Source organism: Micromonospora sp. CNZ297 (genome assembly GCF_007827625.1).
Genome location: NZ_VISU01000025.1, coordinates 41,148 through 55,551 on the forward strand (window position 1 = coordinate 41,148; position 14,404 = coordinate 55,551).

Consider the following 14,404-nt stretch of genomic DNA (forward strand, 5'->3'; position numbering starts at 1 on the left):
TCCTGATGAGCCGCAGCACCGCCAGGAAGGCCACCGCGCCGGCCGCGCCGACCGCGCCCAAGGAGACCGCCGAGCCAAGCGGCCAGGCGGAGGGCGCCGCTCAGCCGGCCGAGCAGCCCTCGACCAGCACGCAGGCCCCGGCCGCCGCGCAGGCCCCGAGCAGCACGCCGGAGCCATCCGCACCGCTGGCACCGCCGACCGAGCAGGCACCGCCGACCGCGCAGGCCCCGGCCGCCGCGCCTCAACCAGCCGCCGCTCCGCTCGCCCCGCCGGCGAGCCCGAACACCGCTCCCGCGGCACCGCTGGTCGCACCGGCCCCGGTGGCGCCCGCCGACGCGGACGCCTTCCTGGGCTATGTGGACGACGCCGGCAACCCGATCGACCCCGACGACCTGTTCGACATGTCCGGGGTCGGCACGATCGTGGTGGCGAAGGTCCGCGCGAACGCCCTGATCCGGCGCGGCAACTCCCGGACCGAGCTGATGTCGCTGGCGTTCCCGAAAGGCACGGAGGTCAACCGGGCGACCGCGCTGGAGGCGATCGCGCTGGCCCGCGCCGCCGCCCCTGCAACCGAGGGCTGATCGGTGACGGCGCCGCTTCCCCCGCTGATCGTGCCCGTCGACCAGGTGGCCCGGCTGGCCGGGCTCGACCCCACCGAGGAACAGGTGCAGTTCGCGGTGGAAGCGGCGATCCGGGCCGCCACCGCGGCGGCCGAGGGCTACCTGCGGCGCATGGTGGTGCCGGTGCAGCTCACGCAGCGCGGGGTCCGGCCGCTCGACTCCGGATGGCCGCTGGAGCACCCGCCCGCCCGGATCGTGTCGGTGACGCCGGAGACCGACCCGACCGGGTGGGAGACCGGGTTTTTCACCGTCGTGTACGAGACGGGCCTCGACGGCCGGGAGCCGCAGTACGCGGCGATCCGGGAGTGGGTGACAGCGGCGGCGCAGGTTCACCCAGCGGTACGTCGGCTCTCCGGGTCCGCCGGGCGCGAGGTGAGGTCGGTCAGCGCCGAGGGACAGTCCGTGTCGTACGAGCCGATCCCGGGGGCTAGTGCGGCGCCGACGGCGGGCGTGCCGCCGCTGACGTCGCTCGACTTCTGGCGGTCCGCCGATGGGCTGGCGTGGCAGCGGTCGGATCGCGCCGAGACCATTCCCGGTGATGGTTTGCCCTGGCTGTAGCGCTGTGATCTTGGCGAGGGACGCTACGTCAGGACGGTCGATACTGTGCGCTCACGATCCGGGGGGGTCGTTTCCCCTAGTGGGGTGTTGGTGGTGGGTCCGGACGTTCCAGGCCGGGCTCACCGCCCAACAAACTACCGGCGGGTAGGCGCCTCGGGCGTGTGACACACCGCGTGCCGTTTAGTCCGTCCTAGGACACGCCTTTGCGCAGGTGAAGGCCGTTTCTCCTGCTCAGCAAGCTGCTCACCTCGGCGCTGTGAGAATCTTGACCGGGGCAACTTGCGCCGCCCCCGGGGCTTTCGCCACAACGAACGCTGTGCCACACTTCGCTCCTGTCAGGCTCATCCAGAACTCTGGAGTAACCTGCGAGGGCGATACCGGGCCGTAACATGGCCCGTAAATAGGAACAAGCGGACCCTTGTTCCACTGGGCGGCCACCCAGCGGGGATCCGCTTGCCCTAACCGCACGGAATCGTGACCCTGCCGTTTAGGTGGGGTCACACCCGTTTCGGGCGTCGATGACCGTGACCGGTCACATCAGCCCGGCGTCGCGAGCGACCTGGTGCGCCGCTTCGACGATCACGGCGATCCTCGCGAGGAGGTTCGCCGCTCGCTCGGCGTTCCGCCACCGATCGGTGGCCTTCCGCCGAGCTGTTTTGCAGTGCCGGCAGCATCGCCGGCGGTTGGGTGTTCCCACCACAGTCCTCTCCGTCGCACTCCTGGTGGTTCGGGAGCGTCCTTGCCCCCCGGGGGACAGCAAGGCGAGACGGATCAGCGTGGTGCGACCCATAGCGTAGACCGTGACGCAGACCAGAGGTCCGCCGCTGTGGATCGGGGTACACCCTATGCCGCGCATGGTCATCCTCCGCAACCTTGTGCGCGTAGTGTTCGGAACACAGAGGGTCACCAATGAGGGCGTCTACGTGGACATATGCGGAGCGAAGGGCGCATTGAGCACGGAAAGTGCCTGAAAAATCAGCCTTTCGCATCGAACGGCTGTGCGAAGAAGGTGACATTCGTAGCGGCAAAAAAGTCGCTTTTGGAGGCTCGCCTCCAGGACGCAACTCCACCTCGCCCGGCACCATGCAGGCGGAGGTGGTGACTGTGGCGGTGCTGCTCGCGGACGGCTTGTACCTGCTCCTCCAGGAAGTCCACCCGCAACCTCGCGACGCGCACGGCACCCCCATGCCCGGACCGCCGCCGACGCCGGTCGGCCCGGCCGACGGGGCGGCGACGCGGCAGGTCGACGGATCCTGGTCGCTGCGCCTCGACCCTGCACTCTGGCCGGTCGCGGCCGGGGACGTCATCACCCGGGTCGCCGACGACCGGCGGTGGGTGGTGACCGGCACTCCCCTGCGCCATCAGGTCGCCGGGCACTCGGACGTGGACTACGTGGCGGTGACCGCGGTGCAGGACCCGCCGGACGTCGACCGGGGCTACCCGGTGAGGAGCGTGACGTGACCCGGTACCGGCCCCGTCCGGGCTTGGAGGAGGCGATCGCGCGGCTGATCGCGCCCCGCGTGCAGCGCATCACCGATGACCTGGCCGACGCGGCGCAGCGCAACGCCCCGCCGACGAAGACGTGGGTGTCCAAGGGTGACGCGGTGGTCCGGCCCGAGCACCGGGAGGCCCACGGCCAGGAGCAGCCCGACAACCTGCGGTTCGTGCTCCAGTCCCCGGAGTACGACCAGCACCACTACGGCGCCGGCCCGCACCAGCAGCTGCGGGAGCCCCGCGACCGGGAGGGCACTCCGGGGCTGACGGAGAACTGCCGCTGCCAGGCGGTGAAGGACCCGGATGGCATCGCCCGGAACATCCACGCCCACCCGGTCCGGGTGTCCGGCTCACGGGTGGAGGGAACGGTCACCTGCCACGGCCACCGGGTGGTGGAGTCCGAGTTCGGCACCGACAAGGACGAGGCGGCCCGCTTCATGGGCCGGGCTGTGTCCGAGGTGGCTCGCCGGCTGCGCGCCAAGTAGACGGGCGGCCCGGGACGCTACCGGCTCTGGCCGCCTATCGTGCGGGCCGTCGAGCACCTGGAGGCAGCGATGGCACGCAGTAACCCGGCACCCGCCGAGGAGACCCCGACCGAGACGCAGCAGGCCGCCGAGACGGGCGTCAAGGTGGTCCTGTCGCACTTCCACGACTACGACGGCAAGAGCTACAAGCCGGGCGACAAGCTGACCGTGCCGGTCGACGTGGCGCAGTCGTGGGTCTGGGCGGGGTACGCCCGCCTGGAAGAGCCGGACAGCGACACGCGGCCGTGATCGAGCCGGTGGTCGACGTCGACCCGGTGGCCATCGCGCTCGCCGAGCTGACCTCGGCCACCGAGATGCTCGCCGAGTACGGCTCCGGCGGCGCCGAACATGTGTCCGGGCTGAACGAGGGCCCGTATCCGCATCTTCAGGTCCGGCCCTCCCCTGGCGGTGAGGACGGCCGGCTGGTGTGGTCGGTGACTGGCGAGGTCGTGTTGCTGGCCTGGGCGGGCCCCGACGGGCGGCCCGGTTCGGCGGCGCTGCGCCGGCTGCTGTACCTGGCGGTGCACCACCTGGTGCGGGCGGCGGGCCGCCCGCACGTGCCGGGCCGGCCGGTGGTCACGGACGCGTACACGGTGGGTTCCGGGCGCCTCCAGCCGGACCCGGCGACGGGGCAGCTGTGCTGGGCGCATACCGTCCGGATCGTCGCTCACCCGGACAACGGCTGACCGGCCTGGGACGTTAACTGTCGCCCGGCCCTAGCGTGCGGTCGTCCTGATCGACCAGCACCGCGAGGCGTGAGATGACGCAGCCCAACCAGCTTGTCCAGGCCAAGACCATCGCCCTCTACCTCGGTGTGGTCGGCTCCACTCTGCCGGCGGACCTGTCCGCGCCCGGGAGCGGGTTCTTCAACGTCGGCCTGACCAACCCGGAGTCGTGCCGGTTCCGGGTGTCGCCGGAATTCGAGCGGGTGTTCGCGCACCAGTCGAACTACCCGGTGAAGATCCTCCAGACCTCGGACGCGGCCGGCATGGACGTCGACCTGCTCCAATGGAACGGCGCGAACTTCAAGGCCGTGTACGGCGGCGGCAACATCACCGCCATCAGCGGCACCCCGAACCTGTACAAGTTCGTGCCGCCGAGCTTCGGCAACCGGGACGAGTTGGCCGCGATCCTCGACGTGATCGACGGGGCCAAGAAGTACCGGTTCATCGCCGCCCGGGTGTTCAACGAGTCCGAGGTGGAGCTGGAGCTCAACAAGAACCCCGAGGCGAAACTGCCGCTCCGCCTGTCGATCTTGGGCGGGGACTCCACGGACGCCTGGTACATGGTCACCAACGACGCGGCGTTCGACCCGGAGCCCACCCCCTGACCTGCGATCCCTTCCCTACCGAGAGAGGCGGCCCCCCTGTGGCCCGTGTGATCGACCTCGACGTCAACGCCCCGGCCCGCGAAGGGGCCGGGGAGCCGATCGTCGTCTTGCTCAACCGGCGGGAGTGGACGCTGCCGCCGGAGTTCCCGGCGTCGGTGCTCGACCCGCTGTTCGAGGGTGAGCTGGACGACCTGCTCGCCCTGCTGATCGAACTCATCGGCGACGGCGACACCGAGAGGGTCGACTTCGACCCGATGAAGCTGCTGCCGATCCTGGCCCGCAACCCTGCCCTGCTGTCGACCACCCTCCGGGCCATCCGGCGGGCGTTCTCCGAGCTGCTCGGCGAGGAGCAGTGGGCGCAGTGGCTCGCCGGCCGGCCCGGCCTCGGTGACTACTTCCGGCTCGGCCGCGCCGCGTTCGGCGAGTACGGGGTGAGCCTGGGGGAAGCGTTGGGCTTGTCGCCCTCTGCCGACACCGGTGGGACGACCTCGAAGCCGACCTCGAAGCCCGCGGGTACGACGCGCGGCGGATCTGGCTCCCGGCGTGGCACCCGGAGCTGATCGGCGTACGCCGCGTCCGGGCGCTGATCCGCAGCCTGCCCCCGGACGCTGCCATCCGCCGACGGCCCGGCGAAGCGCCGTGGAACGAGCACAACGAGCTGCTCGCGCTGCTGCTGGAGGAGCTGTCGGTGCTGTCGTCGGACCACCGCCGCAAGGAACCGCTCCGCCTCCCTCGACCAGGTAAGAAATCCACGCCTCCCCCCGGCTCGGTCGGTATCGCGCAGATGGCCAAGGCAATGGCCGCTGCCGGCAGAGTGAGGGTGGTCAGGGACGGTGACGCAGCCGGGGCGCGGTGAGGACGCCGGCCAGCTCGACCTCTCGGTCGTAGCGGACCTACGCGGGTTCGTGACGGACCTTCGCCGCCGTGTCAACGCCGCGGCGGCGAAGGTCACGGCGAAGGTGCAGGTCAAGGTCAAGACGACCGGTCTGCGGACCGAGCTGCGGACGGCGGTCAAGGAGGCCGCCGAGAAGAGCAAGGTCACCGCGAAGATCGGCGTGCGGATCCCCGTCGCGGACTTCCGGCGCGCGGTCAAGGAGGCCGCCGAGAAGGCCAAGGCCCTCGCGAAGATCGGCGTGCGGATCCCGGCCACCGAGCTGCGCCGGGCGGTCAAGGAAGCCGGCGACAAGGCCGCCGCGAAGGTGCGGGTCGACGCCGACACGAAGCCGGCCCGCCGCGCGATCGAAGGGCTGAAGCACCAGCGGGTCCAGCTCAACGTCGACACCCGAGGCTTCCAGGCCGGGCTGAAGAAGGCCGCAGCCAGCGCGCTGTCGTTCGGGGTGACGATCGCCAAGGGCGTCGGTCTGGCCGTGGTGGCGGCCGGGGCGGCGTCGGCCGCCACGAACCTTCTCGGGTTCGCCGCTGCGGCGGCGACCGCCGCGCAGTCGGCGGGCCTGCTGCCCGCCATCATCGGCGCGAGCGTCGGCATCCTCGCCACCTTCAAGCTGGCCTTGTCGGGCGTCAACGACGCCATCTCGGAGACGTTCTCCGCCTACTCCAAGCTCGCTGCCGGCGGGAAGCTGACCGCCGCTGAGCAGGAGAAACTGAACGAGGCGCTGGCGAAGCTGTCGCCGAACGCCCGCTCGTTCGTGCAGGAGCTGGCCCGGATGGCGCCAGCTCTCAACGGCCTGCGCCTCGACGTGCAGGAGAAGTTCTTCCGCGGCCTCAACGGCGCGGTGCGGGATCTGGCCGACCGGTACCTGCCGTCCCTGAAGACCGGCCTCGGCGACATCGCCACGAACATCAACGGTGGGCTCCGTCAGTCGCTCACCTGGCTGGACAACGCCGCGTCGTCGTCGGCTCTGGCGGGCCTGCTCGCCAACACTGGGCAGGCGGCGTGGGACCTGTTCGGTGCGCTCGGCCCGATCGGTCAGGCGCTGCTTCAGATCGGCCAGGTCGGCAGCGCGTTCCTGCCCGGTCTCACGTCGGGGCTGGCTGAGTGGGCGACCACGTTCGCCGACAAGATCAGCGCGGCGGCGTCGGACGGCCGGCTGCACCAGTGGATCTCCGACGGACTGTCGATGCTCGGCGACCTGGCCCAGATGGGCCGGGACGTCATCGGGATCCTGCGCGGGGTGTTCGCCGCCGCGAACGAGGCCACCGGCGGCGGCGCGTTCACGCTCGTCAAGCAGGCCCTCGACACCCTGAACAAGGCCGCCAACAGCGCGGAGGGCCAGCAGGCCCTGATCGCCGTGTTCACCGCCCTGTCGCAGGTCGGATCCGCCTTGGCGCCGGTTCTCACCGCCGTGGTCGGCGGGCTCGGTCCCCTCGCCAAGATCGTCGGTGATTTGGCGGTCGCGGTGTCGCCAGGGCTGACCGTGCTGGTCAACGCCCTCGCCGACGGTCTGCGGCTGCTCGCGCCAGCCGCCGCGCCGGTCGGCCGGGCACTGTCGGACGTAGCCAAGGCCGTCGCGCCGCTGCTGCCACTGATCGGCGCGCAGCTGGCCAACGTCCTCACGATCGCCGCCGGCGTCCTGTCCGTCGTGGCCCGCCAGGCCGGGCCGCTACTCGGCGTCTGGGCACGGATGGGCGTCCAGCTCGCCACGACCCTCCTGCCGGTCCTTCAGCAGCTCGTCTCCGGCGGCCTGGGCCCGGCCACGACCGCCGGGCTGGCGATCGCCAAGGCGTTCATGCCGCTGGTCCCGGTGATCGTGCAGCTCGCCCAGGTCATCGCCTCCCAACTGCTGGAGCACCTGCCGGAGCTTCAGGCGCTGCTCACCGGGCAGCTGGTGCCCGCCGTCATCAAGATCGCCAAGGCGCTGTCCGGGGCGCTGCTGGAGGCGCTGCTGGCGCTCGCCCCGCAGCTTCCCGAACTGGTGGAAGCCGGCCTCCAACTAGCCCTGGCGATGACGCAGCTGCTCGTCGCCGCGATCCCCCTCGTGCCGTACCTGGTGCAGATGGGCTTGATCGCGGTCAAGCTCGCCGTCTGGCTGTTCGGGCTCTCCAAGCCGATCTCGATGCTGGCCGGCTGGCTCACCACCGCGCTGAACGCCACCCAGGCGTTCGGGAAGGTGCTCCTCGGGGCCGCGCTCGCCGTGGGCGGCTTCCTCTCCCAGGCGTGGCAGGCGGTACGGGGCGCCGGATCGTCCATCGGCCAGTTCTTCACCGTCACACTGCCCGGCTGGATCTCCGGCATCGGCTCGTGGTTCGCGGCGCTGCCGGGCCAGATCATGGCGTTCCTGTCCGCCCTGCCCGGCCAGCTCGCCTCGTTCTTCATGTTCCTGCTCACCCAGGCGGCCTACTGGGTGGGCTTCGGCATCGGGTCGATCATCAAGTTCTTCATCGACCTGCCGGGCCGGGTGATGGCTGCCGCGACCGCGCTGGGCGTGCTCGTCGGCAACGCGGTGTCCGCCGTGATCACCTGGTTCCAGCTGCTGCCGGGCCGGGTAGCCGCGATCGTCACCGATCTGTGGGCGCGCGCACGGGCGCTGTTCTCCGCCGGGGTCGCCGCGGTGGTCACGTTCGCGCTGCAACTGCCGGGCCGGCTGTCGGCCGCGGCGTCGGACGCGAAGTCGCGGGTGACTGGCGCGTTCTCGGCGATGTGGTCGGCCGTGAAGAGCGCCGTGTCCAACGGGGTGTCGAACACCGTCTCCACCGTCAAGGGCATCCCGGGCAAGCTCGGCGACCTCGGATCCATGCTGGTCGGCGCCGGGAAGGACCTGATCCGGGGCCTGATCGACGGTGTGAAGTCGATGGCCGGCGCGGCCGTCGGCGCGATCAAGGGCGTGATCAACTCCGGCATCCGCGGCGCGAAAGACGCCCTCGGCATCAAGAGCCCGAGCCGGGTGTTCATGGCGATCGCCCGTCAGCTGGTGGCTGGCTACACGGTGGGCCTCGACAAGAACGCCCCCACCGCGGTGAAGGCAGCCGAGCGGCTCGCCGCGGCCGTCACCGACGGGGCGAGCGCGGGCAACCCGGTCACGCCGATGGCCGGCGTCCCGGCCGGCGACGGTGCGGCGGGCCCGTCGCCGCTGATCGGGCAGGTCACGTTCCAGGGCAGTGAGGGCAGCTTCAACGACCAGCTGGAGGAGCTGATGTTCCGGCTGCGGGTGATCCGGAGAGGTGGAGTCGTTGCAGGCACCTGACGAGTGGACCCTGACCTACCCGGGCCGGTCGCTGACGTGGGGGCCGTACGCCTCCGGGATCATGCTCGCCACGGAACCGCAGATCGGGGCGGTGGAACTGCTCACCGACGACGCGCCCAGACCGCGCGGCGACGGCCGGCTCTTCGGCCAGGACTTCCGGGGCGGGCAGACGATCACCTTCGAGTTGCTCGTGCTGGGCGACAGCGAGCTGGCGGTCCGGCAGCGGCAGACGGATCTGGCGTTGGCGTGGCGGGCCGACGCGGTGCGCTCCGTGCCGGGCATGGTCGCCGAGCTGTCCACGGTGATCGCCGGGCGGCCCCGGGTGGCGTACGGGCGGCCCCGCCGCTTCGCGCCCGCCGCGAAGCAGCCACGGCAGGGCGTGATTCCCGTGGTGTGTGACTTCGCCGCCGTGGACGACTGCTGGTACGACCCGGTGCTCGAGCAGGAAACGGTGTCGCTGGTGCCGCCGCCGTCCGGGGGCTTGGTGTCGCCGCTGATAACCCCGCTGACGACCGTGCCGACGGGCGCCGCGCCGGGCGGCATCGTGGTGGGCGGCGAGTTGCCGGCGTGGCCGGTCATTACGCTGCGGGCCGTGTCGGCGCCGCTGACCAACCCGGTCGTGCAGGTCACGGGCTTGTGGACGATGGCCCTGAACGTAACGATCCTGGCCGGCCAGCACCTGACGATCGACACCCGGCCGTGGCGGCGCAGCGTGCTGCGCGGCGACGGCGCGTCGTTCGGTGGTGCGCTCACCCGGACTGGCGTGCGTCTGGCCGACGCTGCCGTGCCACCCGGCACGTACGAGGTGGTGATGCGGGGCCAGGACGTTAGCGGCACCGCTCAGATGCAATTCGCCTGGCAAAAGACGTACGGCGGGCTGTAGGAGGCACAGTGGGCTGGGACGGCGTGCCGTGGATGGTGGGCGGTGGGGCGCAGCACTCCGCCGAGGTAGCCCGGATGCTCGCCTTCGTCGCCTTCCGCGGCAACGAAGGCGTCGTCGGGCCCGACGACCTGAAGGTCAAGGCCCTGGCCGTGCCCGGCGCGGGCGTGACCGTCGACCCGGGCGCCTGCTCGATCCTCTGCCGAGCGGCCGGGCAACTGCACCAGGCGTACGCGGGCCGATGCGCCACCCAGGACACGGCGGGCATCGCAGCGACCGGCGCCGGCGCGGGCCGGTCCGACCTGGTGATCGCCAGGGTGGAAGACCCGTGGCTCGCTGGGGAGCCGTGGTCCGACCCGGCCGACCCGGCGGTCGGCCCGTACATCAACACCGTCGTCATCCCCGGCGTCCCGCCGACCACGAGGCGGCTCACCGACCTGGGCCTCGGGTTCTCCGGGATCGCGCTGGCGCGGGTGGACATTCCCCCGTCCACGGCCACCGTCACCCAGGCGATGATCGCGGACCTGCGGCGGATCGCGAATCCGCGCCGCGAGCGAGACCTCGTGGTGAAGTTCCCGGGGGGCGACAACAACATCTCCGGCACCGCGTACGGGGTGTGGCCGGCGGCGTCGCAGATCAGCGTGGAGGTGCCGGCCTGGGCGACCCACGTGCGGGTCAACATCACCTTGCAGGGCATCGAGCACATTCCCGGCGCCAGCACCCCGACGGTCGCTGGTCTGAAGACCGTCTACAACGGCAGCGACTACTCGTCGGAGAACGGCATCCTGGTGGAGACGGTCGCCGGCCGCGGCTACTACTCGGTGGCCGGTGAGCACGCGATCCCGGCCGCGCACCGCGGCACCACCCGCACCCTCGCCGCTGCCGGGGTCCGCTCCGGTGGCTCTGGCACCTTCCAGGCGGACTATCAGTCGATCATCACCATCGACTACGAGTTCGTGGAGAAGCCAGCGTGACGTGGCGGTACATCGCACGCCGCGCGGTCACCGGGGAGATCCTCGACTGGGATCTGCCGTTGCACCGGGATGAGCTGACGTGGGGGCTGCGCCGCTCCGGGTCGCTGCGCGGCAGCATCGACCCGGACATAGGGCAGCTGCGCGCTCCTGACGGGCGGCTGCTGCTGGAGGAGTGGGGAACCGAGCTGTTCGCCGAGGCGGACGGGCATCTGCGGTGGGGCGGCATCATCGTGTCGTCCCGGTTTTCCGGCTCGCAGTGGAGCATCGAGGCTGCTGGTGTGTCCGCCTACCCGCGCGGCATCCCCTACCTCGGCGAATACTCCCGCGTCGGCGTCGACCCGTTGGACGCGGCGCGGGAGATCTGGGCGCACCTTCAGTCCTTTCCGAACGGCGATCTGGGTGTGGTGCTCGACGGCACGAAGAGCCCGGCCCGGCTCGGGAAGCCGGGCGTGGCCGCCTTCGAGGAGGTGTTCCTGGGCGGGAAGTGGGTGCGGAAGGACGCGGTGCCCGCGTCCTCGGTCGAGCCGTCAGCGTCGGCGAAGCTGAAGACCGGCATCGACTCCAACGACAGCAGTCTCACCCTCGCCGCGATGGGCCTGTACGACCAGCTGGCACCCCCGTACCTGATCACGGTGGGCGCGGAGACGATGCGGGTGACCGGCCGGACCGGCACGAAGCTGACCGGCCTGGAACGCGGCTACGGCACCAGTTCGGCGACGTCGCACCGGGAGGGCACCCTCGTCAAGCACGACGGTACGCAGACCCGCACGGTGGCTGCGCAGCCGGCCGAGCCGTACCTGCTGGCGTGGTGGGACGCGAAGGACTGCGGGGGCGAGTTCGAGCAGCTGGCGAACCAGACGCCGTTCGACTGGGCGGAAGACGTCGCCTGGGGTGCCGGGGGCAGCATCGTGCACCGGATCCGGCTCGGGTACCCGCGGCTCGGTCGCCGCCGCGACGACCTGGCGTTCGTGCAGGGCGACAACGTGGTGTCCGCCGTGCCGGTGCAGGTCGACGGCGATGACTACGCCAACGAGGTGTTCGGGCTCGGCGCCGGGGAGGGCCGAACGCTGGTGCACACCCGCCTGCCGATCATCGACGGGCGGCTACGCCGGGTGGCGGTGGTGTCGAACAAGGCGGTCACCTCCGGGTCTCGGCTGGACATGATCTGCCGGGACGAGCTGATCCGCCGGCGGGGCCTGGTCGAGATCACCGAGATCGAGGTGGTCGACCACCCGAACGCCCGGATCGGGTCATGGGCTGTCGGCGACGACATCCTCGTGCAGGCCCGGGTGCCGTGGCTGGGTGACGTGCCGCTGTGGTCGCGGGTGATCGGCTGGTCGCTGATCGGTGAGCACCGGGCGAAGCTGGCGCTCCAGCGCGCCGACCGGTACACGTACGGGAGCGTGGCATGACGACGGCGGCCGATCAGGCGATCACGCAGCTGGCGAAGCGGCTATCGGAGACGGAGGCCAGGCTTGCCGCCTTGGAGCGGGGTTCGCAGCTGGGGCACTCCTCCATCGAGGCCGGACAGCTGACCGTCTCCGACGCCGAGGGCAACCCGGTGCTGGTGATCGGCGACCAGGGCGACGGCACGTACGCGGTGGCCGGCGTCAACGGCGGTGTCGTCGTCGCGCAGGATCTGAACCTGCCGGCAGGCACAATCACCGAGACGGACATCTCCGACGACGCGATCAGCACGCCGAAGCTGACGGCGAACGCGGTCACCGCCGACAAGATCGAAGCCGGGTCGGTCACCTCGGACAAGATCGCCGCGAACGCGGTCACCGCCGGGAAGATCGAAGCCGGGTCGATCAGCACCGACAAGCTGACCGTCGGCAGCCAGGGCGCGATCGCCGCCCGGGTGGTCGACGCGTGTGGTGACCTGGCCGACTGGGCGGCGGCCGGCGTCGCGGGGACGCTGACCGTGCAGCAGGTGGTGGACTCGGTGACCGGCGGGACGGTGTTCCGGGCCGGCGGAGCGGTGACCGGGCTGGTCCGGACGCCGGTGATCCCGTTCGACCCGACCGCCCTGTACCGCATCAAGATCCGGGTCCGGCAGACCGTCGCTCCGACCGGTGACACCACCGCGTCCAAGGTGTCCGCCGGGTTCGCCGCGGTGATGGCCGACGGCGCGACGTACGTGGACGTCACCGGCACCGCGACGCCCGGGCCGACGAACGCCCACTACGTCGCCGCCGCGAACGCGGTCCTGGTGGCCGGGGCCGGGTGGCAGGAGTTCACCGGTTACCTGCGCGGCACCGCCACCACCGGCACGAGTACGGCCCGCCCGGACCCGAACAACCCGGGCGCCGCCGTCACCGGCACCCGCTACCTGCGGCCGGTGCTGAACCTCAACGCCGTGGCGGGCAACGGCACCGCCGAGGTGGACCTGGTAGCGGTTGATGTCATCCCGGCCGGGGCGATCAGCGCGGTCAGCATCGCCGACGGTGCGATCACCGCGGACAAGCTGTCCGCGAACGCCATCACCGGCAAGGTCATCACCGGCGGCACGTTCTTCACCCGGTCGGCCGCGCCCCGGGTCGAGATGGGCGAGACCGCGTACGAGGGCGGCGCGGTCGCCTCCATCAAGTGGGACCTGCTCGGCCGGGGCTGGGACGAGCCGGTCATCCAGGCCAACCAGATCGGCACCGGCTCCAACCGTCGGTTCACGATCCGAGGCCCGGCCGGCACCCTCGGCGCCGCCGGCACCAGCATGGTCGCGGAGGACACCGACTTCGCGTGGCAGATTTCCTGCTGGACCGACCCGATCACTGCCATCTCGGTCTACCGGTTCACGCCGTCCGGAGGGCTGGAGCTGTCCCTGCCGCACTCGGCGGCGTCGAAGGCAATCACGTTCAACGAGGGCTACTCGATCTACGTGGACAACGCCGGCGCGGGCGGGTCGAACAACCGGTGGTGGCTGGACACTCCCGGCAACGGCGAGGTGATCCTCGGTCCGCGCGCCGGCAGTGCGTTCATCGGTTCCCTGCGGCTGCGGACGAACGCCACTACGACGTCGGCCGCGAACTGCTTCATCGACTCCGGAACCCACAAGATCAGCCGGTCGACGTCATCCATCAGGTACAAGACCGACGTCGAGGATCTGGAGCTCAGCCTGGACGCGCTGCGGTCGCTGCGGCCGGTCCGGTTCCGCGACCGCGGTGAGGTCGAGGAACGCGGCGACGATGCGCGCTGGTACGCGGGGTTCGTCGCCGAGGAGGTTGACCAGCTGGGCTTGGGGGAGCTGGTGACCTACCTCCACGGCGAGCCGGACGGCGTCCAGTACGACCGGTTCACGGCCGCGTTGATGCTGCTGGTGCGGGATCAGGACCGGCAGCTCGCCAAGCTGGCCGAGCGGGTGGTGGAGCTGGAGCGGCGCGCCGCCGGCTAGCCGTCCCACTGGCACGACGCGACCGACGACGGCCCGGACTGGTCGACCACCTCGCCGTCGATGACGATCGCGCAGTACGCGGCGGTCGCGCGGAGCGGCAGGTCCACACCCGGCTGGGACACCTCGACTCCACCCTCGGGCGCTCGGAGGAACACCTGCACCCCGACTGGACGGCCGCTCAGCTGGATCTCCCGGCCGATGGGCGCCGGGGTGACGGTGCTGCCGTCAGCGCGGTGGATGGCGGCCGCGGCGCTGACGGTGGGCTGCGCGATCAGCAGGACGGTGGTCGGGCGGGCGGTCGCCCGCACCGGTTCGGGAGCGACGGCCACGAGCGCGACGGCGCCGGCGGCCAACACGGCCGCGGTCACGCCGTGCCAGGACCGCCCGGGCCGGGTCGGAGGGTTGGTTGCCACCGGGCGATTATGCGGGGTGCCGGCCCGCCATACGGTCCGTGAGGACGCAAGGGACGGAACGGCCCTACGGTGGCGCGG

At 71.4% G+C, this 14,404-nt stretch carries 14 protein-coding genes; 13 read left to right on the top strand and 1 reads right to left on the bottom strand.

Features of this window, described 5'->3' with window-relative positions; genetic code table 11:
* Positions 1-5: 5 nt before the first annotated feature.
* The 13 genes from FB454_RS30005 to FB454_RS30065 all read left to right on the top strand — a co-directional run bounded on the left by FB454_RS30005 (position 6) and on the right by FB454_RS30065 (position 13,913).
* Positions 6-581: a hypothetical protein gene (locus FB454_RS30005; RefSeq protein ID WP_145823965.1), complete on the top strand. Its 576-nt coding sequence runs from the start codon at positions 6-8 to the stop codon at positions 579-581.
* Between the two features lie 3 nt (positions 582-584).
* Positions 585-1,178 carry a hypothetical protein gene (locus FB454_RS30010; RefSeq protein ID WP_145823966.1) on the top strand — a complete coding sequence of 198 codons (594 nt, stop codon included), beginning with the start codon at positions 585-587 and terminating at the stop codon, positions 1,176-1,178.
* Between the two features lie 1,083 nt (positions 1,179-2,261).
* Positions 2,262-2,639, top strand: a complete 378-nt coding sequence (locus FB454_RS30015; RefSeq protein ID WP_222433946.1) for a hypothetical protein — start codon at positions 2,262-2,264, stop codon at positions 2,637-2,639.
* A complete protein-coding gene (locus FB454_RS30020) occupies positions 2,636-3,157 on the top strand; it encodes a structural protein (RefSeq protein ID WP_145823967.1) in 522 nt (173 codons plus the stop codon). Before FB454_RS30015 ends, FB454_RS30020 begins: the two co-directional genes overlap by 4 nt.
* A gap of 69 nt (positions 3,158-3,226) precedes the next feature.
* Positions 3,227-3,445, top strand: a complete 219-nt coding sequence (locus FB454_RS30025) for a DUF7210 family protein (protein ID WP_145755444.1) — start codon at positions 3,227-3,229, stop codon at positions 3,443-3,445.
* Positions 3,442-3,882, top strand: coding sequence for a hypothetical protein (locus FB454_RS30030; RefSeq protein ID WP_145823968.1), 441 nt, complete (start codon positions 3,442-3,444; stop codon positions 3,880-3,882). Before FB454_RS30025 ends, FB454_RS30030 begins: the two co-directional genes overlap by 4 nt.
* A 74-nt stretch (positions 3,883-3,956) precedes the next feature.
* Positions 3,957-4,526: a phage tail tube protein gene (locus FB454_RS30035; protein ID WP_145823969.1), complete on the top strand. Its 570-nt coding sequence runs from the start codon at positions 3,957-3,959 to the stop codon at positions 4,524-4,526.
* Positions 4,527-4,564: 38 nt separating this feature from the next.
* Positions 4,565-5,086 (top strand): hypothetical protein, encoded by a 522-nt coding sequence (locus tag FB454_RS30040; protein ID WP_145823970.1) that lies wholly within the window; start codon positions 4,565-4,567, stop codon positions 5,084-5,086.
* A 273-nt stretch (positions 5,087-5,359) separates the two neighbouring features.
* Entirely contained in the window at positions 5,360-8,668 is a 3,309-nt protein-coding gene (locus FB454_RS30045) for a phage tail protein (RefSeq protein WP_145823971.1), read from the top strand.
* Positions 8,655-9,551 carry a hypothetical protein gene (locus tag FB454_RS30050; RefSeq protein WP_145823972.1) on the top strand — a complete coding sequence of 299 codons (897 nt, stop codon included), beginning with the start codon at positions 8,655-8,657 and terminating at the stop codon, positions 9,549-9,551. The genes FB454_RS30045 and FB454_RS30050 overlap by 14 nt, the downstream gene beginning before the upstream one ends.
* 8 nt (positions 9,552-9,559) lie before the next feature.
* Complete coding sequence (locus FB454_RS30055) at positions 9,560-10,522, top strand: hypothetical protein (protein ID WP_145823973.1); 963 nt, start codon at positions 9,560-9,562, stop codon at positions 10,520-10,522.
* Positions 10,519-11,934, top strand: coding sequence for a hypothetical protein (locus tag FB454_RS30060; protein WP_145823974.1), 1,416 nt, complete (start codon positions 10,519-10,521; stop codon positions 11,932-11,934). Before FB454_RS30055 ends, FB454_RS30060 begins: the two co-directional genes overlap by 4 nt.
* Positions 11,931-13,913 (top strand): tail fiber domain-containing protein, encoded by a 1,983-nt coding sequence (locus FB454_RS30065; RefSeq protein WP_145823975.1) that lies wholly within the window; start codon positions 11,931-11,933, stop codon positions 13,911-13,913. Before FB454_RS30060 ends, FB454_RS30065 begins: the two co-directional genes overlap by 4 nt.
* Here FB454_RS30065 and FB454_RS30070 read toward each other — a convergent pair.
* Positions 13,910-14,326, bottom strand: a complete 417-nt coding sequence (locus tag FB454_RS30070) for a hypothetical protein (RefSeq protein WP_145823976.1) — start codon at positions 14,324-14,326, stop codon at positions 13,910-13,912. The two genes, FB454_RS30065 and FB454_RS30070, sit on opposite strands and share 4 nt — an antisense overlap.
* Between the last annotated feature and the right edge of the window lie 78 nt (positions 14,327-14,404).

Excerpts from the sequence above, each read along its gene's own strand:
- FB454_RS30005 (WP_145823965.1), top strand. The coding sequence starts at position 6 with ATGAGCCGCAGCACCGCCAGGAAGGCCACCGCGCCGGCCGCGCCGACC.
- FB454_RS30015 (WP_222433946.1), top strand. The coding sequence starts at position 2,262 with ATGCAGGCGGAGGTGGTGACTGTGGCGGTGCTGCTCGCGGACGGCTTG.
- FB454_RS30025 (WP_145755444.1), top strand. The coding sequence starts at position 3,227 with ATGGCACGCAGTAACCCGGCACCCGCCGAGGAGACCCCGACCGAGACG.
- FB454_RS30035 (WP_145823969.1), top strand. The coding sequence starts at position 3,957 with ATGACGCAGCCCAACCAGCTTGTCCAGGCCAAGACCATCGCCCTCTAC.
- FB454_RS30065 (WP_145823975.1), top strand. The coding sequence starts at position 11,931 with ATGACGACGGCGGCCGATCAGGCGATCACGCAGCTGGCGAAGCGGCTA.